This window comes from Corynebacterium propinquum DSM 44285 (assembly GCF_000375525.1).
GTDB classification, from domain to species: Bacteria; Actinomycetota; Actinomycetes; order Mycobacteriales; family Mycobacteriaceae; genus Corynebacterium; species Corynebacterium propinquum.
In genome coordinates this window covers 105,747-129,731 of record NZ_AQXC01000008.1, presented here as the reverse complement: position 1 = coordinate 129,731, position 23,985 = coordinate 105,747, and the positions used below count along the sequence as shown (strand labels likewise).

General features: G+C 55.7%; 19 protein-coding genes and 1 other RNA gene. 6 read left to right on the top strand and 14 right to left on the bottom strand.

The genetic code is table 11. From position 1 onward, the window contains the following. The first annotated feature begins 142 nt into the window (after positions 1–142). On the top strand, positions 143–1,633 hold the full coding sequence (locus B142_RS0108105; protein ID WP_018121045.1) for a peptide MFS transporter: 1,491 nt from the start codon (positions 143–145) through the stop codon (positions 1,631–1,633). Between the two features lie 9 nt (positions 1,634–1,642). Here B142_RS0108105 and B142_RS0108100 read toward each other — a convergent pair whose 3' ends face one another. Next, positions 1,643–2,650: a DUF2891 family protein gene (locus B142_RS0108100; protein ID WP_018121044.1), complete on the bottom strand. Its 1,008-nt coding sequence runs from the start codon at positions 2,648–2,650 to the stop codon at positions 1,643–1,645. A gap of 442 nt (positions 2,651–3,092) precedes the next feature. Beyond that, positions 3,093–3,480, bottom strand: a transfer-messenger RNA (tmRNA) gene (ssrA, locus tag B142_RS13255). Between the two features lie 140 nt (positions 3,481–3,620). Here ssrA and B142_RS12300 point away from each other — a divergent pair. Next, positions 3,621–4,670 carry a DUF4300 family protein gene (locus B142_RS12300; protein ID WP_039734073.1) on the top strand — a complete coding sequence of 350 codons (1,050 nt, stop codon included), beginning with the start codon at positions 3,621–3,623 and terminating at the stop codon, positions 4,668–4,670. 85 nt (positions 4,671–4,755) lie between these two features. Here B142_RS12300 and B142_RS0108080 read toward each other — a convergent pair whose 3' ends face one another. Genes B142_RS0108080 through ftsE form a run of 4 tightly spaced genes read right to left on the bottom strand, consistent with a single transcriptional unit; the run spans position 4,756 to position 8,999 of the window. Beyond that, positions 4,756–6,798: an acyltransferase family protein gene (locus B142_RS0108080; RefSeq protein WP_018121040.1), complete on the bottom strand. Its 2,043-nt coding sequence runs from the start codon at positions 6,796–6,798 to the stop codon at positions 4,756–4,758. A gap of 19 nt (positions 6,799–6,817) precedes the next feature. Next, positions 6,818–7,327 carry an SsrA-binding protein SmpB gene (gene smpB, locus B142_RS0108075; protein WP_018121039.1) on the bottom strand — a complete coding sequence of 170 codons (510 nt, stop codon included), beginning with the start codon at positions 7,325–7,327 and terminating at the stop codon, positions 6,818–6,820. 22 nt (positions 7,328–7,349) lie between these two features. After that, a complete protein-coding gene (ftsX, locus tag B142_RS0108070; protein ID WP_018121038.1) occupies positions 7,350–8,252 on the bottom strand; it encodes a permease-like cell division protein FtsX in 903 nt (300 codons plus the stop codon). A 57-nt stretch (positions 8,253–8,309) separates the two neighbouring features. Further along, on the bottom strand, positions 8,310–8,999 hold the full coding sequence (gene ftsE, locus B142_RS0108065; protein ID WP_026167965.1) for a cell division ATP-binding protein FtsE: 690 nt from the start codon (positions 8,997–8,999) through the stop codon (positions 8,310–8,312). A gap of 155 nt (positions 9,000–9,154) precedes the next feature. Here ftsE and B142_RS0108060 point away from each other — a divergent pair, with 155 nt between their 5' ends. Then, on the top strand, positions 9,155–10,942 hold the full coding sequence (locus B142_RS0108060; protein ID WP_018121036.1) for an AbgT family transporter: 1,788 nt from the start codon (positions 9,155–9,157) through the stop codon (positions 10,940–10,942). Here the strand turns inward: B142_RS0108060 and prfB are convergent. Continuing rightward, the gene (gene prfB, locus B142_RS0108055; RefSeq protein ID WP_018121035.1) at positions 10,932–12,086 is read right to left on the bottom strand and encodes a peptide chain release factor 2; all 1,155 of its coding nucleotides are present in this window, start codon (positions 12,084–12,086) and stop codon (positions 10,932–10,934) included. The two genes, B142_RS0108060 and prfB, sit on opposite strands and share 11 nt — an antisense overlap. A gap of 111 nt (positions 12,087–12,197) precedes the next feature. Between prfB and B142_RS0108045 the strand changes: the two genes are divergently transcribed. Further along, positions 12,198–13,079, top strand: a complete 882-nt coding sequence (locus B142_RS0108045) for an inositol monophosphatase family protein (RefSeq protein ID WP_018121034.1) — start codon at positions 12,198–12,200, stop codon at positions 13,077–13,079. Next, positions 13,072–13,884: a histidinol-phosphatase gene (gene hisN, locus B142_RS0108040; RefSeq protein WP_018121033.1), complete on the top strand. Its 813-nt coding sequence runs from the start codon at positions 13,072–13,074 to the stop codon at positions 13,882–13,884. The genes B142_RS0108045 and hisN overlap by 8 nt, the downstream gene beginning before the upstream one ends. Positions 13,885–13,929: 45 nt before the next feature. On the opposite strand, the gene B142_RS12295 is transcribed toward hisN, so the two are convergent. The 3 genes from B142_RS12295 to B142_RS0108025 form a co-directional block, all read right to left on the bottom strand. Further along, positions 13,930–15,273 carry a S1 family peptidase gene (locus tag B142_RS12295; protein WP_236588378.1) on the bottom strand — a complete coding sequence of 448 codons (1,344 nt, stop codon included), beginning with the start codon at positions 15,271–15,273 and terminating at the stop codon, positions 13,930–13,932. 182 nt (positions 15,274–15,455) lie between these two features. Continuing rightward, positions 15,456–16,025: a VanZ family protein gene (locus tag B142_RS0108030; protein ID WP_018121031.1), complete on the bottom strand. Its 570-nt coding sequence runs from the start codon at positions 16,023–16,025 to the stop codon at positions 15,456–15,458. Beyond that, positions 16,025–16,894 carry a mechanosensitive ion channel family protein gene (locus tag B142_RS0108025; protein ID WP_152671636.1) on the bottom strand — a complete coding sequence of 290 codons (870 nt, stop codon included), beginning with the start codon at positions 16,892–16,894 and terminating at the stop codon, positions 16,025–16,027. Before B142_RS0108025 ends, B142_RS0108030 begins: the two co-directional genes overlap by 1 nt. Positions 16,895–16,929: 35 nt before the next feature. Here B142_RS0108025 and B142_RS0108020 point away from each other — a divergent pair, with 35 nt between their 5' ends. Beyond that, positions 16,930–17,409 carry a DUF488 domain-containing protein gene (locus tag B142_RS0108020; protein WP_018121029.1) on the top strand — a complete coding sequence of 160 codons (480 nt, stop codon included), beginning with the start codon at positions 16,930–16,932 and terminating at the stop codon, positions 17,407–17,409. Positions 17,410–17,425: 16 nt separating this feature from the next. Here B142_RS0108020 and B142_RS0108015 read toward each other — a convergent pair whose 3' ends face one another. From B142_RS0108015 to B142_RS0108000, 4 genes are all read right to left on the bottom strand, one after another. Next, positions 17,426–19,195 carry an ABC transporter family substrate-binding protein gene (locus B142_RS0108015; protein ID WP_018121028.1) on the bottom strand — a complete coding sequence of 590 codons (1,770 nt, stop codon included), beginning with the start codon at positions 19,193–19,195 and terminating at the stop codon, positions 17,426–17,428. A 113-nt stretch (positions 19,196–19,308) separates the two neighbouring features. Further along, positions 19,309–21,042: an ABC transporter family substrate-binding protein gene (locus B142_RS0108010; RefSeq protein WP_018121027.1), complete on the bottom strand. Its 1,734-nt coding sequence runs from the start codon at positions 21,040–21,042 to the stop codon at positions 19,309–19,311. A gap of 118 nt (positions 21,043–21,160) precedes the next feature. Further along, positions 21,161–23,035, bottom strand: coding sequence for a dipeptide ABC transporter ATP-binding protein (locus tag B142_RS0108005; protein WP_018121026.1), 1,875 nt, complete (start codon positions 23,033–23,035; stop codon positions 21,161–21,163). Continuing rightward, complete coding sequence (locus B142_RS0108000; protein ID WP_018121025.1) at positions 23,032–23,985, bottom strand: ABC transporter permease; 954 nt, start codon at positions 23,983–23,985, stop codon at positions 23,032–23,034. The genes B142_RS0108005 and B142_RS0108000 overlap by 4 nt, the downstream gene beginning before the upstream one ends.

Below are 23,985 nucleotides of genomic sequence, written 5' to 3'. Positions count from 1 at the left end.
ATTGCTTCTTACAAATTGCAGACTCATCTTCGTATTTTCCACGCTTCTATTCGTCGTTTAGCCCCCTTGTGTTCACAGCACAAAAGTGTAGTTTTAGGCTGTTACCGTAATCATTTTCGTGAGTAAGTTCGAGGATTCTCTCATGTCTACATCTCAGCCGGCGACAGACTCCGGCACCACAGCAGACGAAACCGGGCCAAATACCGGTTCCGCAGCCTTCTTCGGCCACCCACGCATGCTGGCCAACCTGTTTTTCGTGGAAATGTGGGAGCGTTTCTCCTTCTACGGAATGCAGATCATCCTGGTCTACTACCTCTACTACTCCGTCGCCGACGGCGGATTGGGCCTCGATAAAGGCGCCGCCACCGGTGTCATCGGCGCATACGGTGGCATGGTCTACCTGATGGCCATCGTCGGCGGATATCTAGGCGATAAAGTCTGGGGCCCCGAGCGCACACTGTTTTATTCCGCTATTGCGATCATGGCGGGCCACATCGCACTGTCCATCATCCCAGATGTCAGCGGTGTCGTCATCGGCCTGATCCTTATCGCCGTAGGCTCCGGTGGTCTGAAGACCAACGCATCCGTCCTGGTCGGCTCGCTCTATGACCTGAAAGACACCCGCCGTGACGCTGGCTTCACCATCTTCTACATGGGCATCAACATCGGTGCGCTGCTGGGCCCCTTAGCGACGAACTTCGCCTGGGATGTTTCCGGTTTCCACTTGGGATTTGGTATCGCGGCCATCGGTATGGCACTCGGACTCATCCAGTACTGGTTCACCCGGAAAAACCTGCCAGCCAGTGCTCACCACGTGTCGAACCCAGCGTCGCCCGCAGAAAAGAAGAAGGCACTTGCTGCAACCATCGCGTTTATCGTTCTCGTCGTCGTCATGGTCTGGGTCGGGCTCATCACACCAGGCAACATTGACACCTGGGTGATCGGACTAATCGCAATCTGTGCCATCGTGCTGTTCGTGATCTTGTTCCGCAGCGACAGGACCAACGAAACCGAGCACTCCCGTGTCAAGTCTTTCGTTCCCCTGTGGTTCGGAAGTGTGCTGTTCTGGTCGCTCTACCAACAACAGTTCACCGTCATGGCGGTCTATTCCGATACACGTTTGAACTGGAATATCTTCGGGATGGAGCTCAAGCCCGGGCTGTTCAACTCCATCGCGCCGTTGTTCATCATCATGTTCGGCACACTGTTTTCCGTCATGTGGACCAAAATGGGCGAAAAACAGCCCACTATTGTCACCAAGTTTGCACTCGGTCTATTGGGTGCAGGTATCGCTTTTGCCATCTTCCTGTTCCCTAGCGGACAAGCAATCGTCAACGTGGGATGGCTAGTGGGTGTTCTGTTCGTGATCACGCTAGCCGAGCTGTGCATCTCTCCAACCGGCACCTCGCTGGCCACGAAACTGGCACCAGATGCCCACAAATCCCAGATGATGGCACTGTTCTGGACATCACTGGGTATGGGCACTGCCATCGCTGGATGGCTGGCCCAGTTCTACAGCGAAGAAAACGAAGTCGTGTACTTCTCCATCATGGCAACCGCATCATTGATCGGTGGTTTCGCGATATTCTTCGCACGCAAACCAATTCTCACCATGATGCGTGGAGTACGCTAATTTCCGGCATTACTGGTCTGCGCGAATGGCCAACAACGCATAAGTAATAAGCCAATGCGTGGCCATGAAATCGCCGTCGACAAGCTGCTTTTCCACACTTGCCAGCATCTCTGGCGTGTGCTCAGTAATGAACTCCTGCGCTTGTTGGTCCAAATGCGGGGCCAACTCGCGCAACATCCACGCCCGTGACAGCGTGAGGCCAAACAGGTGCGCTAACTGACCATCACTCGGATCCAAAACTTCCGGGGTGTAGGTCAGAAAAGTCAGCGCATCTTGTTGCGCAGGCAAGAATTTTTCTAGCCAAGCACTGAACTCTGTCTCTTTCAGTACACGCGAAAGCAATAACATTTCGCACAAGGCATTCGATAGGAAGTCGCTACCAGACAACTCCCACTCCAGCGGATAGTCACGATCATCCAGGAAAAGCCTGCGGGCCGCGTCGGCAAGCACCGCAGCGAGTTCGCCACGCCCCATCGCTTCGGCAGCATCGAGCATGAGGAAAAGATTAAACGCAGTGTTGTAATGCATGCCGTGCCTAATCGGATGACTCAGCGCAGAAACCCACGTGCTGATGTGCTTTTCGGTGAGCTCTACCGGCGGGAGAAATTCCTCCCGGCCGGAACGCCGCGCAAGCTGCAATAACCAGGCACGACCGTAGGGCTGCTCAAAACTAGGATCTTTGAGCAAATAATCATATTCGACCTGCAACGCGTGCTTGTCCCACCTCTGCTCCAAGATGTCGTGCAGGCGTTTGCGTGCCTCCGGCGATATTTCTTCTTCTGCCAACAACCACACCGCGGAATATTGCATATGCACGCTCGAGTGCCAGTCGAAACAGCCCCAGAAACTCGGGTGCTGCGTACGTGGTCGCACATCGCAGTCGGCGGCGGAAGTGCTGATGTGCATATTGACGGCAGGAAATTCCTGCTCAAGGACCTCCGCGATACCGCGGGCCCACTTTTCTGCAAACTGCCCCAATGATCCTGTGGCAAATAGTCCGGGAGTCGAATCAGTCATAGGTCACAGTATGCCGAAAGTTTTCGAGCTGTGCCCAAGTTTTCAGAACCGACTCCGTCCCAGTCCCTCCAAGCTAGCATCGCGACAAGTAGCAAAAAGCGATGATATTCACCCCATCGCGGCGCCGATAAGACTTCCCATCGCAGGTAATCATGCCTCGGGTAATCAAGTGTTGGTGCATTTTTGCAAATAGGCGCGCTGAGAGCGGCCTTTTTGTTCACTATTTGCAAAAATGCACCATACACCGTCACGACGAACAGGTAAACTCCTGGGATTAACCCAGATCTGTGGAAGATCATGACATATATGGAAGATATTTGGAAGATATTTGGAAGATGAATACCCCCCACGTGCACGCTACTGCACAGTTAGCATAACCGCAGTACACATGATGTTTATATGAGAAAAGCCCAGGTTATCGCTAACCTGGGCTACCCCCTTTTTGTGGAGCTGCCGGGACTTGAACCCGGGTCCTTCGTTGCTTCGCCAGGGCTTCTCCGTGCGCAGTTCGCGCATGATCCTTACTCGACCCTCCGACTCGCACGAACACGTCTCGGAAGATGGGTCCAGCCATCAGTGAGTGTCCCTACTGGCCCTGATGACTCAGCCAGAAGGCAAGCTCTTTAGTCGATGCCAGATTCCAAGCCAAGAGCATAACTTGGGCTGACAGACACGCGGTCGCTGCAGCTTAATTAGGCAGCGAGGGCGTAGTCACGCTGAGAGGTCTTCTCTGCGTTTATTGTATTTGTAACGCCGCTTACGGTGGCCGTTACCTTACACCGGCACGCTTCCCCTGGCTCAACAGACGAAGTCGAAACCAAATCAACCCCGTTGTCAGGGAAACCCTTGTAAGCGATCAGACTACACCTGATTGTCGGCTACGTGCAAGCTTACGACTACACGAACCGCAAAGCATACTCGCTCTTGCCTACGGCCACATGCAGATTCGTCAGTTCGTTAGCATGAACCAATGCGCACGAAACTTTTCCTCGCTTCTTCGCTAACCACCGTCCTGCTGCTCGCGGCATGTGCTGGGCCAGACAGTTCCAGTGAACGCCCGGCAACAACAGAGTCAAACGGCACAGCTGAATCAACTGGAACAGCTGAATCAACTGGAACAACTCGAGCAACCGGGGCAAGCTCTGCAGAAACTGAGCCTGCACATTCCTCATCCGACACGCAACAAAGCCGGTTCCCCACCGCAGAAAATGACGCGGCAGAGCTGTTGGAAGGCATGACGGTCAGCAACCTCGTCGACAAGAAATCGCAGGACACCGCACGTAAGGCACTCACCGATGCAGGTGTGCCGCAGGAAAGTATCGACGGTTTCTTCCGGCTTGTCGACGAATTCAATCACGCCGTCCCCACCGATAGCCTCATCAACGACGGATTCACCGACTACGGAACGCAAGACCCGGACTATGACGTCGAGGCAATCACCACGGCCTGGCAGCAGCATCACTCCAATTATGCGGGCACGAACTGTCGGATCAACACCTTTACGCTGGCGGATTCGTTGTTCACTGTCGACGATCAGGACAACCCAAAGGAGTCTTTGCTGTTTATCGACCAGGAGTCGCTAAACAACGCGCCAGGAGAAATTCTGGACGAGCAAGAACGTCGAAAGTTCGCTGCGTTCTACAGCAATATCCCGACAACATCGGCACTGAACCCGTCGCAGCACATCGCCGATATCCAGGCACATTTCGACGTACGCGGCATCGAATTCGCAGACACCGATGCGCGTGTGATCTCAATGTTTTCGCACGACACCCTGACCAAACCGGCAACGTTGTTCATTGGGCACACCGGCGTCGCGGTACCGCTGGACGACGGCTACCTGTTTCTAGAAAAAATCGCTTTCGACATGCCGTACCAAGCCATCACCGTGCGGGATATGCAGCAGCTCAACGACTATTTAATGCACAAATACGACGATGGACCAGGACTAGAATATGGCCGGCCCATCATCTTCGATAACGACGAAATCATCGACGGCATGCGCTTTGCCAAGCGGTAGTGGCCGAGCTAGCCAAATGAGCTAGCTCAAGACCAATCGACCAGTAACGTCGTTCAGTCTCACCACACCTTTCGGAATGGCCTGGTTAGCAGAGGGTATCGGTGTTTTTATCCCCGTTGACGTACTGCTGCAGCGCGTATGTGATCGCGGTTACGTATTCGGTAGCACCAATCGGATCCGGGTGGATACCGTCCTCGCGCAACGCCCCTGGGGTGTGCATCGCGTGGGTGCACCAGTCCGCAACATAGACATTGTCGTAGGTCTCAGCGGCCTCGATGATTTGCTCGCGTGCTCGCGGCATCCAGGATCGATCACCATACGGCAGAACCATAACAACGGTGCGGTCGTCACCCATGATCTCCATCATCGAAGCGATCTCGCCCGGATGGGCCTCGCTATTGGTGCCGAATCCGAGGACCACCGTATCGCGCAGCAGCCCTTGTGAGGCCAGCGAGGATGCAACTTGCACACCCACTCCCCACGCACGGGAGACATCCGCATCAACATAAATGCCCGGGTATTCTTCGTTTAACGCCATCAACGACGCCAGCATTACCGAATCACCGATGGCGGTAATTTCGTCACCGGCGGGCATGCTGCGATCGGAAATATCTTTCTTATTTGGCTTGTCTTTCGATTTGCCACTTTCGCCAGAACTGCCCGCGGAGCTGCTGTCGTTGCTGCTTTTCGCGCCGTCGCTTTTGTCAGTATCTGTAGTTTCAGCATCTGTATTTTTGGCATCGCCAGTTTTTGCATCGCCAGTTTTTGCATCGCCAGCGTGCTCCTGCATCTCTTGGCGTTGCTGCCGGTTCTGTTCAGCGAGCGCATCCAAATCTTGCTCCAGCTGCGTTTTATCTGATGAATTCACCACCGCGTAGGCGGTTCCGCTTACCGAGCCAACGGTAAGCACGAGCCCAGCTATCCAGGCAACAGGCGCTTTGGGCGACGTCGACGTCGTGCTGGAAGCCGAAGCCGTGCGTGGACGGTGCGCCCAGATAACCGCGAAGACTGTGCCATAGCCCTTGCGCCGGAACGGGTTTTCTATCCAGCGGTAGCTCAATTCAGACAACCCTAGCGAGATCACCACAGCTAAAAGACCCCACCAGACAGCATGCCCATCCAGTGTCTCTTCTGGCGCCAGCTCCCGGATAATCATAATGACCGGCCAGTGCCACAAATAGATGGAAAACGAGCGCTGGCCTAGATAACGCATGAGCGGGAATTCGAAGACCCACCGCAGCGGCGCGACCTCATAAACTACTGCATAGATCATTCCGGCGCCTGCCAGGCTAGTAATGAACAGCCCTCCCCAATACGGGAAATTGCCGTCATCGGCCATCACAAACAGCTGCACCACATAGACTGCCGTAGCTACCAGGCCGATCAGCGACGCCACGAACCGTGCACGCGTTAGCTCTAACACGGGCCAGGAATCGCGTGTCGGATCAGCCTTGCTGGTGGTCAGCAACATCGCCAATACAGCGCCGATCAACAAGCCGAACGCATGGGTATCGGTGCCGTAATACACGCGAGTGGGATCAGCATCCGGGGAATACACCACCGCCATGGCAATCGCCGAAGCGACCGCCGCCAGCAGCGATGCCAGCGCAATATGCAATCGCTTCCGCGCACCCCACACGGCCAGCAACGCGAACAATGCTAAAGGCCACAGCACGTAGAACTGTTCTTCTACTGCCAGTGACCAATAGTGCGCAAAGACTTCGACCTCGCTGTCAGCAAAATACGAAGCAGACGTCGCTATCTGCGTCCAGTTGCTGACGAAAAACAGTGAACCCAAAAATTGCGTGCGGATATTGACCGCAAAATCGCCCCCAATAACACCGACGATCGCGGTGCAGATCACGAGCACGACGATTGCCGTCGGCATGATCCGGCGCAGCCGACGAACCCAAAAATCCTTCAGATTCACCGTGCCGGTGGTGTCATATTCGCGCAACAACAACGAAGTGATCAAAAACCCCGAGAGCACGAAAAACATGTCGACGCCCAAATAGCCACCGGGTAATGCGTCACCAAAGAAGTGATAGATCACGACGGCTGCGACAGCCAAGCCGCGCAAACCATCTAAGCCAGGAACTTGCCGCAATCTCGCACGCGTTTGAGACATGGGTGAAAGACTACCTGCTTTAAGCGTTAATTCCTTTGACGCGGCGCCCCAGTTCACGAGAAACTTCGCGGTTGATGTCGCGGCGTTTAATATCCTCGCGCTTATCTCGGTTGAGCTTGCCTTCTGCGAGGGCAATCTCACATTTAGCCTTACCGTCTTTGAGATAAACCTTCAGCGGGATCAGCGTACGAGAACCATCACGGACTTGCCCCATCAGCTTGTCAATCTCGCGGCGGTGCAGCAACAGCTTGCGAGTGCGCTTCGGCGAGTGGTTTGTCCAATGCCCCATGGAATATTCCGGGATGTGCAGGTTGCGCAACCAAATCTCGTTTTTGTCCAGAGTGGCGAAGGCGTCGACAAGCGAAATTTTTCCTTCGCGCATGGCTTTAATCTCGGTGCCTACCAGCACCATTCCGGCCTCATAAGTATCGAGAATCTTGAAATCGTGGCGTGCCTTGCGGTTGGTTGCCAGCACCGCTGAATTGGCCGCCGCCGCGTTCTTTTTCGCCTTGTTGCCCTTTTTCGCCATAACAGCTGCAATCCTACTAGTTTTACTTGCGCACGTAGGAGCGCAGCGTGATATAGGCGGTAATACCGGAAAAGAGCATGCCGACGACGGCAACAGCGGGGAAACTAGCCCAAATATCGCGGGTGCGAATCGGTGCGATCAATTGTGATTCGTACAAACCGGCCAACGATGGGTCCACGATCGAGAACTTCGCAGCAAACAAACCCACCCCGGCAACGATGGCACCCAGCAAGGTCGCCAGCATCGCCTCAATCACGAATGGCGCCTGGGTGTACCAACGGGAAGCACCCACGATGCGCATGATGGCGATTTCTTCCCGACGGTTAAATGCCGCGATTTGCACCATGTTGGCGATCAAGAAAATCGCAGCCACCGCCTGCACCACAGCGAGAAGGAACGTCGCATTCCGGATGGTATCCAGGTTGTCCGTGGCCCCGCGGACGTCTTCGACCTGGTCGATGACACTACCGACCTGCGGCAGGTCCCGGATTGGGTCCAGCGGGCTGGTATCGGTCGGATCCGTCAGCCGCACGTGCAGTGCGGCAGGCAGAGCATCCGGTGAGGTCTCTTCCACTAACACCGGGTCAGTTTCGCCAAATACTTCTACGAAACGCTCATACGACTGCGCTTGCGAGCGGAAAATCACCGACTCTACGCCCTCTTCTGACTCTAGAGCCTGCTTGACCTCACTACAGGCCTGCGAGGTGCAGTCTTCATCAGTCGTCGAGATTTCTTCATCCAACTGCACCATCACTTCTACGCGCTCAAGATAAATGTCTTTGGTATCCGACGCCATCATCGACACCAAAACACCGGCGGTGACCAGGCTTAGCGAAATCGCGGTGGTAACAATCAGCGCAAAAGCCATGGTGAAGTTGCGGCCCAGACCTTTGAACGACTCTTTGAGCACAAAACTCAGCTTCATATCTTTCTCCTGCCCTTCCGGGCTGTACTTGCAGGCGGTAGCGGCGCTACCACCCAGCTACCGCGATTCGCCGTAAACACCATGGGCTTCATCACGCACGATTGTGCCCAGGTTCATCTCGATCACACGTTGGCGCATATCGTTGACGGTGCGCGCATTGTGCGTAGACATGACGACGGTAGTGCCTTTCGCGTTGATCTGCCGTAGCAACGTCATGATCTCGTCAGCGGTATGCGGATCCAAGTTGCCAGTTGGTTCGTCGGCAAGCAACAACAGCGGGCGGTTCACAAACGCCCGGGCAATGGCGACGCGCTGCTGCTCACCACCCGAAAGCTCATTCGGCATGCGATGAGCTTTCGCATCCAGCCCAACCATTTCGAGCGCCTCCATGGTGCGCTTTTTGATGCGTTGCGGGCGCTCGCCAATGACCTCCAAGGCGAATGCCACATTGTCGTAGACATTCAGTTTGCTCAGCAGACGGAAATCCTGGAAGACATACCCGATGCGCTGGCGCAGCTTGTTCACCTCGCCGCCCTTGAGCTTGTTAACGTGGAAATCCGCGAAATGGATGTCGCCTTTGGAGACATTGGTATCGCGAATAAGCAACTGCAAAAACGTCGACTTGCCTGACCCAGACGGGCCGATCAAGAAAACGAACTCGCCCTTGTCGATCTGCAGATCGATCCCATCCAGCGCCGGCCGCGTTGATGTTGGATATTCCTTGGAGACCTTATCGAAAGTGATCACAACTAACACTCTAACCACAGTGGCAACTGATGGGTAGTGCACTAATTCTCGACAAGCACCACCGACAGATATATCGTGAAATAGATCACCGAATCATATGATCTGCATGATCGGCGTGATCGGCAATCAGACCAACCACAGATTGGCCATGAACCATGAATGCAACCGAGGCACACAAAGCCGGAAAAGCTGACAAAGCTGATCAAACTGATCAAGCTTCTGCGGCCAGCCAGGACACAGCGCCATCATCGAGTGGCGGGGCCACGAAAGTAAAGGACAAAAAGAAACACAACACCGGCGGCAAGGCCGGGGAATCTGCAGGCGGTTTTCTTGGCCTGATCGAAAAAATCGGTAATAAACTACCGAACCCATTTTGGCTATTCGTCATCCTCGCCGGTCTGGTCGCAATCACCAGCTGGATCGGCTCGACGATTGGCATGACCGCCACGCAACCTGATTCTGGCGACACCGTCGAGGTAGAAAACCTGTTGACCACCGAGGGAATCCAACGCATGGTCACCGATGCGGTGGAAAACTTCACCAGCTTCCCTCCGCTCGGCGTCATCTTGACGGTGATGCTGGGTGTAGCAGTTGCTGAGCATTCTGGATTGCTGAGTGCTCTGGTGCGGTCCATGGTCGCGAAAGTGGGCCCGAAGGTACTGACGTTTACCCTCGCTCTCGCTGGCGTTACTGGTTCGGTGGCCTCCGATGCGGTTTATGTCATTCTGATTCCACTGGGCGCAATGTCGTTTCATGCGCTTGGGCGCTCACCTATCGTGGGCGCGATGGTGGCGTTCGCCGCATCGTCGGCAGGCTTCAACTCTTCGTTGATCCTGAACATCACCGACCTCTTGCTGGCAGGTATTTCCACCCCGGCCGCGCAACTAGTCGACGAAAACTACGATGTTTCCCCACTGGCGAATATCTTCTTCGTCATCCCATCCGCGGTGGTACTGGCGCTGATCATTACTGCCGTGACCGAGTTGTTCGTGAACAAACGCGCACACGATCTGGTCGATCATGACGAAATCGATTACTCTGAAGTCTCGTTCGACAACGCCGCCGGTGGTAATGCCGCCGGTGGCGGTGATACCTCCGATAACGGTGGCACCTCCGATGATGACGATAACGACACCAGCAGTGGCGATGCCCGCGACCAGCTCACGCTTGCCGCACACGAAAAGGCTGGATTGCGTGCGACCGGCATCGCCTTGCTGGTGATGCTCGCGGCTTATTTTGCCTTGTTGTTCATCCCGGGATCCCCGCTGGCCGGCCCAGACGGCGAAACCATGGATTCGCCACTCATTCGCTCCATCGCGGTACCCATCGCCGGAGTATTTTTCCTGTGCGGAATCGTCTACAGCTTGGTATCCAAATCCATCACCAGCTCCGGCGATATCCCAGAATTCATGGCCGCTGGTCTGAAAACCATGCTGCCAATGATCGTGTTGTTCTTCGCCGTCGCGCAGTTTTTGGCATGGTTTGAATGGTCCAACCTGGGTGTGTGGACCGCGATTACCGGCTCCGAGCTGCTCAACCGAGCAGACCTACCACCATTCTTATTATTCGCTGGTGTGGTCATTTTGGTTGCACTGCTCAACCTGTTTATTACTTCGGGTTCCGCGCAGTGGGCCTTGATGGCTCCGGTTATTGTTCCGATGCTGATGTATGTCGGCATCTCGCCGGAAGTCAGCCAGATGCTGTTCCGTATCGGCGATAGCCCGACAAATATCATCACGCCAATGTCGCCGTACTTCGCACTGGCACTGACCTTCCTGCAGCGTTATTACAAGCGCTCCGGCGTCGGCACCTTGATGTCACTGGCACTGCCGTATTCGATCTCAATGCTCGTCGGCTGGTTTGCATTCTTCCTGATCTGGTACTTCCTGGGCATCCCGCTGGGCCCTGGATCGCCAATGGAATACCCGGCAGCTACTCACTAGCTTGTTCGGCGGTGTCGTCCCCGCTGTCCCCGGCGGCCTCCGACATACGCCACCGGATGGCAGATTCTAAAAAGCCATCGATATCGCCATCCAGTACCTTGCCGGGATCCCCCACCTCATGGTTGGTGCGCAGATCTTTCACCATCTGGTACGGGTGCAAAACATACGAGCGCATCTGGTTACCCCACGAGGCATTACCACCCGCGCCGAGCGCATCCAGCTCGGCGCGTTCTTCTTTCCGCTTACGCTCCAACAATTTCGCCTGCAACACACGCATCGCAGAAGCTTTGTTTTGAATCTGTGATTTCTCATTCTGGCAGGTCACCACGATACCGGTAGGCACGTGGGTCAACCGCACCGCCGAGTCAGTGGTGTTCACCGACTGCCCACCCGGCCCCGAGGAGCGGTAGACGTCGGTACGAATCTCAGAATCCGGCACCTCAATGGAGTCGGTCTGTTCCACGACCGGTAACACCTCCACCTCCGCGAACGAGGTTTGGCGTCGCGCTTGGTTATCAAACGGGGAAATCCGGACCAAACGGTGTGCGCCTTGTTCCACAGACATCGTTCCGTACATGTATTCTCCGTGCACGACGAAAGTCGCGGATTTAATGCCAGCTTCTTCGGCATAAGACACGTCATAGATTTCCACCTTGTGCCCTTTGCGCTCTGCCCAGCGGATATACATGCGCATCAACATTTCTGCCCAATCCGCAGCATCCACACCACCGGCACCGGAGCGAATAGTGACCACGGCTTCACGCTCGTCATACTCACCAGCCAGCAACGTGGTGATTTCTAGGGCATGAATGTCTTCTTCCAGCGCCGCCAATTCTTCATCGGCAGCAACCGTCCCTGCTTCGTCTCCACCTTCGGCGGCTTCTTCGTCGGCAAGCTCATACAGCACCGGAACATCATCCAGGCGCTGGCGTAAATCTTTCAGCTTGCGCAGTTTCGCCTGATTAGCCGACAGCTCGGAGGTGATCTTTTGGGCGTGGGCGGGATCATCCCACAGGCTAGGATCCGCAGCTTTGTCCTCAAGCTCGCGTACCCGCTGCTGCAGATACTCGGGGTCGGCCACCTGCTCAATTGAGGCAAGCGTGGTGGTGAGCTCTTTGACTACCGCTGCTTTATCCGATCGCATAACTTTCCAGCCTACTCAATCACCGATGCTCAATCACCAGTGGAACAATCGAGCAGATTCGGCTGGGTGACGGAATTTTCCGACGCCGGGTTTTCAGGCAGAATGGTGGCCATGAATTCGCCCGCAGATTCTGCCTCCGACGACCCACAACTCGAGCTCAACAAGGCCATCGACGCCACCGCCAAAGCATTCATGGTGGCACACGTCAGCGACGATGATGGCCAACTGGCCCAAGCGCTTGTGCTCAATGCCGGGCGCATCGCATGGCGCTTGCGCGAAAAAGGCCTGGAACAAGACACCAAGACCTCCATTTCCGACGTCGTGACCAACGCCGACCACGCCGCCGAGCGTTTCATCGCCACGGTGTTAGAAGGCATCCGGGTAGAAGACGGCATCGTCGGTGAAGAAGGGGCACGGACGAACAGCACATCCGGGCGTAATTGGGTGATTGACCCAGTCGACGGCACCTATAACTTCGCCTCCGGCTCGGATTATTGGTGCTCCGCATTGGCCTTGGTGCGGGGCGCCGCAGACGATCCCGACGAGATCATCACGGCCGCCGTGCACCGCCCGGCGATGGGCTACACCTGGTTTTCTGGGGCTGGCCTGCACACCACCCGCGACGGCGATGAACTCGCAGCGATTAACAACCGTAGCCTGGGCACTGCCTGCGTGGGCACCTATTTACACCCAACCTGCATGGCAGATGAAGCTACCCGAAGCGCGTGGCATGCCGTGCTCAGCAAGGCCGCTACCCTGCGCATGTTCGGCGCAGGATCGGTGGATCTAGCCTCGGTTGCTGACGGCACTTTACACGCCTGGATGCAGCACTCGGTGCCAGCCTGGGACTGGTTGCCCGGCAAGGCTTTAGTAGAAGGAGCAGGTGGCACGACCGCCACCCAAATAGCAGGCGGCGTGCGCTGGCATATCGCAGGCAATGAACAGACCGTTGCGGAGATTGTAGAAATTCTGAAAGGCACGAACAATGACTAACCCCACCAGCCTTAACTCCACTGGCTCTGCATACGCGGAGGATCTTGCGCTGGCACTGGAGCTAGCTGACCGCGCAGATGGTGTGACTTTGCATCGCTTTAACTCCGCCGACCTGCAGGTGCAATCCAAACCGGATATGACCCCGGTCAGCGACGCCGATATTTCCTGCGAGGAAATGCTACGCGAACATTTGGGCGGCGCACGCCACAAAGATGCCATTCTCGGCGAGGAAATGGGCGGCACCCCAGTATTTTCTGGGCGTCAGTGGGTCATCGACCCGATCGACGGCACCAAAAACTACGTCCGCGGCGTGCCGGTGTGGGCGACGCTCATTGCTCTGCTTGTCGACGGCGAGCCCGTCGTCGGTGTGGTTTCTGCCCCTGCGCTGGGTCGGCGGTGGTACGCGGCCAAAGACCACGGTGCTTTCCGGCGCGTCTTCGATTCTGAACCGGACCCGTTATCGGTCTCCGAGGTGCGTGAATTGGATGATGCCTCGGTGTCGTTTTCCTCATTGGCAGGCTGGCAAGAGCGCGACAAGCTCGGCAATTTCGTGGAATTGAGCGAGAAAACCTGGCGATTGCGTGGTTTCGGCGATTTCTGGTCTTATTGCCTGGTTGCCGAGGGCGCTGCCGATGCCGCTGCGGAACCAGAAGTATCGCTGTGGGATTTAGCAGCGCTGGACATCATCGTGCGTGAAGCCGGTGGGAATTTCACCAGCCTTGATGGCAAGCAAGGCCCACACGGTGGCTCGGCGGTAGCAACCAATGGTCACCTGCACGAGTCCGTGTTGGGCCTGCTGGGTTAAGGAACCCTGAGTTAAGGACACCTGAGTTAAGACAGCCTGGGTGCGTTAGTTTTCCGGCAACTGGAAACCAGCACCGACGCCACCATGCGCGTCCAGGTCAGCGAGGATGGTGTTGGCATCGCTGGCCATGGTTGGTACATGCAGGAATCCCTGGAGTGGGCTCCGGCACGACAAATCCAGGCCCGTAGGGTTGGCCCCACCGGAAATGATGCCGACCAAACGGTTGCCTACCAGCAGCGGCCCGCCGGAGTCTCCGAGACTCGCGCAGACCTGGTTGAACTGAATCCCCTCGGCATCGCCGTAGTGGACGCCACAGGTGTGGCCGGTAGCAACGCCGTTTTTGCAGACCTGGTCACCAAATCGCGGTCCGGCACCGATCTCGTCGACGGTGACGTTGTTGTAGCTGCGGGTAACTTCCGCATTGGATCCAAATTCGATCACAGAATAATCGTGATGCGCATTGGAGGCCACGATGGTGCCGGAGTTGCCTACCTGCCACGAATCAGCTGAGGCAACGTAGTCGCCTTCCGCACCACAGTGCCCGGCGGTAATACCGACCTTGTGCCCTTGCGCATCGGTGCCCGCAACCGCGAGCGTGCAGATCCCCGAATCGCCGACGAACAGCGGCGTGCCGGGGCCATACAGCGATGTGCCCTGCGAGAGATACTCATTTGATTCTTCCGGGATGCGCGGCGCATCAAACCAGGATCCAGGTACTCGGTGCAAGACGAAATCTTCGGTGGGCTTGCCTGCCAGGATCTTCGACAAGGGATCATTCACCCAGCGCATATTGGGATCAATAGCAGGATTTTCGATGATTGCCGGGCGCTCCCCGATGCCGTCGTAATCGTTGCTGGCATAGTCTTTGCCGACAGAGCCGTTGCCATCAACAGCATGATCGCCACGTGTCTCAGCGGCAGGGACCTTGTCGACGGACGCAGGAGCCTTGTCGCCGGACGCTGCACCGATACCGCTTGCCGACGCCTGCGGGCCCTGCGAGCTTCGGTGCTCCTGCGGGCTCCGGTGCTGAGGTAGCGCGCTGGCGATCTGCTGGTCGATAGCATCGGTGATCTCTCGGTCTAGCTCCGGGGTCTGGATCCCCCACTGCTGCAACTGGCTCCGGGCATTTTCGACGAATCCGGCAGAATCAACCACTGGACCTTCTTCGATGGTCTTGCGTGCCTCGTGATACGCCCCGGCGCGCTGGTCCCAAGGTGCGGCATGCGCGGTGGCAGCTCCTGTTAATAGGCCGGTCATGCACGTTGCCGCCGACGCAACGATGGCGGTGAACTTACGCTTCCCGCTACTGCGTGTGCTCACCGGCTGTGCACTCTGCTGCTGTACTTCACGGTATTGCGCTGCTCGCTGCACCGCTGGTCGTCCTCGCACGAATCATCCTCTATTCTGCTCGCTCAGGCTAATTCTTTTCTGTCTCATGGTGGCATGGAGTTCCAGTAATCTGGTGGGAATTGATCAGGTCGTTGGATGATAGTTACCAAACGTTTATTACCTGTGTGCGCGAGCTGGGACGACGCTTGTATTCACTGCATGGGCCACCCCCATACGTGCAGTTAGTCCACGATCTTTTCCGGATCCCCGAGCCGCTCGCCAAGCCCCACCAGCACGGCAAAAACCGCAGCCAAAGCAAGTGAAATACCTGACCAGAACGGGTACAACTTGGGCCCAGCTGCCTTGGCCAGCAACGCGCCTAATAGCCCACCCAAGGTGTTGGCCAGGAGATCATCAATAGAGCTTCGTCCGACTGAAAACGCGTATTGTGCTAATTCGATACTGAAACTACACAGCGCAGCCAATACGGCAACTTTCCATACGCTTGCCCACCCAGTCCGCGATCCACCGCGCACTCGGCTGCTTCCCCGACGCGAACTTCCCGTGGCAAACACGATGAACAACAACGCACCAAAGGGAATGAATAAAGCGGTATTTCCGCCATACTCGAAGACACTGAGGAACCAGTTCGATGACGAGCGCCAGACGTCGAGTGGTTCCAGGATGATCTCACGCACCCGTTGGTTGTCCGGGTCCCAGAGATAACCGATCTGATAGAAGCTTTTCAGCAAAGTTAAAGCAATAACGACGGCCAACCAGGCCACAAACGCGATTCGGTGAAGAGTTTTCATTAGTCTTTATTGTCGTTTTCCGGGCTGCGGGCGGAAACCTGCGATTGTTGCTGCTGCGACGAACGCACGTGCAAAGACTCCAGGCCGGTCGTCGCCAAGGGAATTTCTTCCCGGCGCATTGCTTCGAGCACCGCGGAGATCACTGCATCGGTGGCCTCACGGGATTCCAGCCGCGTGGAACCAGACCAGAATAATAATTCCAGGCTGACGGTTTCGATACCCACTTCGTGGTAGTACGCGGTTGGCGCGGGATCGTGCAAGACGCATTCCACCGAATCCATCGCCGCAATGGCAGTATTTTTGACATTCGTGAGATCAGCGCTCGTCGCTATATCAATCACTACCCGGGCGCGGTTGGTTTCAAACCCGGTTTGCACGATGACTTCCCCGGAGTGCATGAGTGTATTCGGGATCACCACGAGCTGGCCGTCGAAACGCCTAATGCTCGTGGAGCTGAGATAGATGTAGGTGATGGTCCCGGCGTTATCACCCACCTGTACTTGATCGCCGACGCGGAATTGGTCGCGCGCGAGGATCATGATGCCCGCAAACATGTTGCCCAGCACCGTCTGGAAGGCAATACCGGCTGCGATGGAGACGACACCGATACCACCGAGAATGTCGACCGGGTTAATCGAAGGAAAGACCACCGTCATTGCGGCAGAAAAAGCCAATACTGCGATGATCCAGAACACCAAACGGCCCAATACCCTACGTGAACTGTGCACCCGACCGCGTGCCCGCAGATACAAACGCGTGATCGCAGTTGCGACGGCCGCGATGGCGAGGCCAATCAGCAGGGTGATCAGCCCCCGGAACACGCCATCCCAGGTAATTGTGCGGATGAGTTCTTCGCCAGGTGCATTCACGCCAAGTCCATTCACACTTCACTATCTTAGGGTTCATGAGTTCCCAAAATCGAGTGACAGATACCGACGGATCCATCACGGCTGTCCCCGTTGCCAGCTACCCGGTGCGTGGGCATGAGATCTTCTTATTCCGTGTCTTCGACGTTCGCGGCGAACAGGGTGGTGAGGGTACGGCGCGTCCAGCAGCATTTTCTGTGCTGGCCGACCGGCTGTGGCCGCGCGGGATCAGGAAGGAAGATCTGCAGCCAAACCTGTGGGATAAACAGCTGTGCCCGTCGCAGGAACTCCGCAAAGAATTCCACGACGGGCTGTCTTTCGACGAATTCAGCCAGCGCTACACGTCTGAGCTGGACCAGCGCGCTGCCGATGGCGAGCTTGCCGACGCTGTGACGACCTTGTCTAAAGCAGCGGGGCAAGGAAATATCGCGCTACTGTTCGCCGGCAAGGACACTGAGCACACCCATGCCCGTGTCCTGGCGCAATGGTTGGTCGATTCTATCGAGGACGGATCCTAGTTAAACGGGATCAAGCCTATTTCTCCCAGCCGATATTTTGCTTTTCCAGGACCGTGAATACCCGCGGCCCGTAGTTAGCCAAGCCGGATTTCACCGCGGTCATTTGTGGTCCGTTGGCATACGGCAGGCGGCCGTACTGCGCGAAGGCTTCTTTCTCGAGTTCGTTGGCGCGCATGCGCTGTTCGTCAGCGGTGTCGAGTTGCCGCATTTCTTCAATCTTGGCATCCATCTCCTCGGTGCCTGTGCGGGAAAGGTCCAGGTTGGAATCCGTCGAGAAAAAATACGAGAAATAGACCACGCCACTATCTGGCCCGGTCACGCCAACCCCGGAGAGGAACACATCAAAGTCTCGCTCTTCCAGGACATTCGCGAATTCGCTGCTCGGGCGCTCTTCAATGCGCAGCTCAACCCCGATCTCGCGCATCATTGCTTGCAAAGCGCGCGCAGTTGCCTTGGAAACGTCGTCATCTCCAATGAGGACATAGCGCAGGGAGAGCCGCTCACCATCTTTCGAGTAAAATTCTCCGTCCATCTCATAGCCAGCGGATTCCAGCAGCTGTTTCGCATTTTCTGGGTCATATTCCACAACCTCCGAGACGTTATCCTGGTATTCGTCCTGGATGGTCATAAACACCATCGAGCCAGGCATTTCTTCTTCATAACCCAGACCGTTAAAACGAATCTCTGCTAGCTGCTCACGGTCAATACCAGCAAGGATGCCGTGGCGCACGCCGAGATCAGCTAACTGGGGGCTTTCCGAGTTCAGCGAAAACATGCGCTGGTATGGGGTAAGCGAGGCCCGAATATCAACGTCGTTGCCCATCTGCTGAACGACGGCCAGGCTGTTTTTATCTGAAACATCCGCGGCATCAATTTCACCAGAACGGAAAGCATTGACCACGGCTTGTGACTCCAGCTGCCGCAGCGTTACCCGATCCAATTTCGGTTCATCGCCCCACCACTTGTCATTTGCTTTAAATACCACATTGCCGGCCTGGAAATCCGTGCTGGCAACGGTAAATGGTCCTGCGCCCCATTCCGGACGCACCTGGTTCAAATAACCTTCGTTGAATTCTTCCGGGGTATCAATATCCGGGTGCAGCAGAGTGGTGAATGGTTCTTCCCACCAGGGATAGATGGATTTATAGGTCACGACTGCGTGTTTCTCGCTGTCGCCGGCAACGACTGACTCCACTGAATCGTATCCATCGGTAGCAGCTGGTTGGAACTCAGTATTCTCTCCGTTGAGTGCTTTCCAGGTAGCTTCGAATGCACGCCAATCGATGGGAGTCCCATCGTTAAAGGTGGCTTCGTCGACTAACTCGTAAGTCACCACGGTTTTTCCGTCGATCTCTTCGTGCGTGACATCCGTGAAATAATCCGGGTTGTATTCCAGGTTGCCGCCATCATCTAGCAAATAAAGTTGCGGGTTGTACCATTCCCACAAAGCAACCGTGTCCGAGGTGAAATTCGCATGCAGGGCATTTTGCTGCTCTGGGATTTCGCCGATAGGCAACCGCAGTTCACCACCGTCTTGCAGCTGGTCGCGGTCCACCGGGTGATAGTCGCCTTCCGGGTGTACATCAATTCCAGGGCCGTCGGCGGAATCAGCGTTGTCACCGCTGCTGCAGGCGGCCAAGGTTAGCGCGGCTATCGACAACAATCCCACGCCCGCTTTCCGCGCAGCTATTGTCCTGCCGTTACGTGCACCCGGGTTGATCTCGCCCGGTGAAATAGGTTGTTGAGGCTTTCCCGTCCTGGACAACGTGTGCTTTTCTTCAGTCATAACTTCTTCCTCTGAGGTCTCTGTCTGAAAACATGCACAACCGGCCCCATAACTTTGTGTGAATACACATCATGAGACCGGCTGGCATCATCGGCGAATGATTCTTCGGCGGCTTATTTCTCCCAGCCGATGTCTTCTTTCAGCATCGTCTTAAACGGTGCCGGGCCGAAGTTGGCTAGCCCCTTCTTGTACGCAGACATCTGTGGACCATTCGCGTATGGCAGGTGGCCGTAGCGCTCGAAAACTTCTGTTTCCAGTTCGTTGGCACGCTCGATTTGTGCTTCCTTGGTGTCCAACTGCTGCATCTCTTTGATCTTCTCATCGAATTCTGCAGATCCCGTGCTGGACAGATCCAGGTTGGAATCGCTGCCGAAGGATTGCTCGAAGTAGACGATGCCGCTGTACGGGCTGGTAACTCCCACGGCACTCAGGAAGAGATCGAAATCGCGTTCTTCCAGGATATTCGCAAATTCGCTGGCTGGGCGTTCTTCAATGCGCAGATCCACACCGATTGCGCGCAGCATCGATTGCACCGCAGAAGCTGTGGACTTCGAGACTTCATCGTCACCGACCAAAACGTAGCGCAGGGAGAGTTTCTCGCCATCTTTTTCGTAGATGCCGTCGCTACCCTCGGAATATCCTGCATCTTCCAGCAGTTTCTTCGCGTTTTCTGGGTCATATTCGAGAACGTCTGACAGGTTGTCTTGGTAGTGATCTTGGAAGGTCAGCGCCGACAACGATCCCGGCATCTCTTCTTCATAGTCCAAACCGTTGTACCGAATTTCGGCTAACTGTTCGCGGTTGATACCGGCAAAAATGCCATGGCGCACCTCAGGATCAGCTAACAGCGGGCTTTCTGAGTTCAACGAGAACAAAATATACGACGGACGCAGAGCTGCACGGATGTCGATGCTATCGCCCATCTGCTGTGCGATGGACATATTGTTCTTGTTTCCCACACCCGCTGCATCGATCTCGCCTGAGCGGAAGGCGTTGATAGTGGCCTGCGATTCCAGCTGCCGGTAGGTTACACGATCCAGCTTCGGCTCCGGGCCCCACCATTTATCGTTCGGTTCGAAAACCACATTGCCCGACTGGAAGTCTACTGAGGCCACGGTGTACGGTCCTGCACCCCATTCTGGATGCAACTGGTTGAGATATGCCTCGTTGAATTCTTCTGGGGTATCGACATCGGGGTGCAGCAGCTGCGTGAATGGTTCTTCCCACCACGGATAAATCTGCTTGTAGGTAACCACAGCTTGCTTCGGGGAGTCGCCTTCTTTCACAGACTCGACAAGGTTATAGCCATCGGTTGCTGCAGGCTGGAACTCCGGGTTTTCCCCGCTCATTGCCTTCCAGATCGCTTCAAAGGCACGCCAGTCGATCGGGGTACCGTCGTTGAACGTTGCTTCATCAGTGAAGTTATAGGTCACCACCGTTTTGCCATCAACCTCTTCACTGCTGACAGAATCAAAGTAATTCGGGTTGAATTCCACCTCGCCCTTGTCGTCCATGATCGTCAGCTGCGGGTTATACCAATCCCACACCGTCGAAGTATCAGAGACCATGTTGGCGTGCAGCGTATTTTGTTGTTCCGAAAGTTCCCCCAATGGCAGACGCAATTCGCCGCCATCTTGCAGCTGGTCGCGGTCAACCGGGTTGTAATCACCCTCTGGGTGCACCTCCACGCTGGCGCCATCGCCGTTGCCGCCCCCGGAGGCATTCGACCCACCATCTGAGCTGCACGATACCAAAGTCAGTGCGAGCACCGACATGGCGCCAATACCGATCTTTTTCATCCTGCCAGCGTTCTTACCGTCAGCCTTTTTGACCACAAAACCAGACATGCTATTCATGGAGACTCCCTCTACTAGTGAAGCAAACTGTACAGAATATATTCTGTGAGTTAACGCTCATTGAATTATAACCGTGAGTTAGCGCAATTGAGAACTTTTGCGCAGAATATTATGCAGAATCTTTTTGTCTCCGCGCGACCTCCGGATCCGGGATTGGGATAGCGCTGAGCAATTTCCGCGTGTACTCATGCTGGGGATTATCGAAGATTTCATCCGTAACGCCTTCTTCCACAAACGCACCCTCGTACATCACGGCCACCCGGTCTGAAAGGTGACGCACCACAGACAAATCATGTGCGACAAACAAATAAGCGATCCCGAGCTTGCGCTTGAGGTCTTCCAGAAGGTTGATCACACCAGCTTGAATAGACACATCCAAGGCTGAGACCGGCTCATCGAGCACGATCACCTTCGGGTTCGTCGCCAACGCGCGAGCCAGCCCGATACGCTGCCGCTGGCCACCGGAGAAATGGCTCGGGAATCGATCCAGATGGTCAGCATTCAGGCCCACCAACTCCATCAGCTCAATGACGCGATCATCGACATCACCGTCGAAGCCCAAGGAATTCAACGGCTCGGCAATCACTTCCCGCACAGTCAGACGTGGGTTCAACGAACTCATCGGATCCTGAAACACGATTTGCAGTTGCTTCCGCGCTTCCCGACGCTGCGCCGCTGAGAATTCATTCGCATCCGCGCCGTCCAGAAGCACCTGACCGTTTTCCGGCTCCAAGTCCATAATCTCCAGCAGCGTGGTGGTCTTGCCGCAACCAGACTCGCCGACGATCGCCATGCATTCGCCTTCACGGATTTCGAAGCTGATGCCGTTGACAGCTTTGACCGTACCGACGCGACGCTTGACCAAAGCACCTTTCAACAACGGGAATTCCTTATGCAGGTCTTTAACCGCAAGCGCAATCTTGCGTTCCTCGCGCGGGACATCCCCCAGCACATCAGCGCTGAGTTTTGGCACCGGATACATCTGCTGACCGTCGATTTTTCGGTCCGTAATGTGCTCAGAACGAATACACGCCGTACTTTGACTCTGATTACTCTTCAGCGGCAGCAGCTTCGGTTCAGAATGTAGACACTCGTCGGTCGCTACCGGGCATCGCGGGGCAAACTGACATTTATCCTCGAGGTTCACCAACATCGGTGGATTTCCCTCGATGGGAATCAGCGGATCCTCCGACGACGCATCGGGACGCGGGGTTGATCCCAACAGCCCGACGGTATACGGCATCCGCGGGTTGGCGAACAAGTCATGGACCTCGGCGCGTTCTACTGGACGCCCGGCGTACATCACCATGACATCGTCGGCAGTTTCTGCGACCACCCCCATGTCATGAGTGATCATGATCGTGGCCGCCCCAGTTTCTTTCTGCGCAACCTTAATAACATCCAAAATCTGTGCCTGGATGGTCACGTCCAAGGCCGTAGTCGGCTCATCAGCGATCAAAAGCTTGGGATTATTCGCAATCGCAATGGCGATAACCACGCGCTGGCGCATACCACCGGAAAATTGATGCGGAAAAGATTTCAACCGTAACTTCGGTTCATTAATCCCGACTAGTTCCAGCAGCTGTGCGGCCTGGTCCAGCGCGACGCGTTTGCTGACTTTTTGGTGCGTCTGGATAGCTTCGACCAGCTGGGTACCAATATCGAACACCGGGGTCAGCGCCGACAACGGATCTTGGAAGATCATGCCGATGTCTTTGCCCCGGATTTTCGACATCTGCTTGTCGTTTTTCTCCAATAGCTCGACGCCATCGAATTCCACGGAGCCGGCAACCTTGGCATAGTCCGGCAACAACCCCATGATTGCCATGGAGGTAACGGATTTTCCGGAGCCGGACTCTCCCACGATCCCCAAGGTCTTGCCGGGCAAAAGATCGAAATTGACTCCACGCACAGCGTTAACGGTTCCGGCCTCAGATGGGAACGAGACGCTGAGATCAGTAACAGACAAAATAGGAGAGGTCATGCTTTTCCTCCAGAATTAGAGTTTGGATCAAGTGCGTCGCGCAAACCGTCACCGATAAACGCCATGGACACAGTCAGCAAGGTCAACACACCGGCTGGGAAGTAGAACTGCCACGGCGATGCATTAATCACATTCACGCCGTCTTGCAGCATGGTTCCCAGAGAAACGTCGGGAAGCTTAATACCCAGGCCCAAAAACGACAGCGCGGTTTCTGACATGACGGTGCCGATCACGCCGAACACGAATTGGATGATCAACAGCGAGCCAATATTCGGCACTAGGTGTCGCAAGACGATGCGTGGCCGGGAAACACCCATGTATTTTGCAGCGCGCACATAATCCAGCTCGCGCAAAGTCAACGCCAGCGACCAGATAACACGCGCCGGATACATCCAACCGAAGATTGCCAAAACGATGATCAGCAGCTTCCAGTCCCCGCCGGAGCCGGAAACCACCAAGGCAATGATCAAAAACGACGGAATAGCCAGCAAAAAGTGGATCGCAGCCATCACGACCTTTTCGACAGGCCCGCCCCACAAAGCAGCACCGGCTCCAATCAATGCGGATGCCACGGAGGTCAGCGCAGAAACCACAATCGCGATTGTCAACGAACGCCCGAGACCATGAACCACCTGCGCGTAAATGTCATTACCGGCATCGTTCGTGCCGAACCAATGCTCCGCGCTTGGCGGCTCCGAAAGATTCAAAAAATCCGGCTCATAGTAGTCCCACTGGGTAAAATAGCCGCCGATCGTCGACAAGAAAATTAAGCCCAGCAGGATTAACAGACCGACGGTGGCGAGCTTGTTGCGGAAAAACCGGCGGGTATACAGCTTCCACCGCGACGTACCACGCTTTTTCGTGCCATCGCCGACTTTGGTGGCTTGTTGTGCCCCGCCCAATGGTGAACGGCTTTCGGTGTCAATGTTGGTGTCTTGTGGATTAGTCAT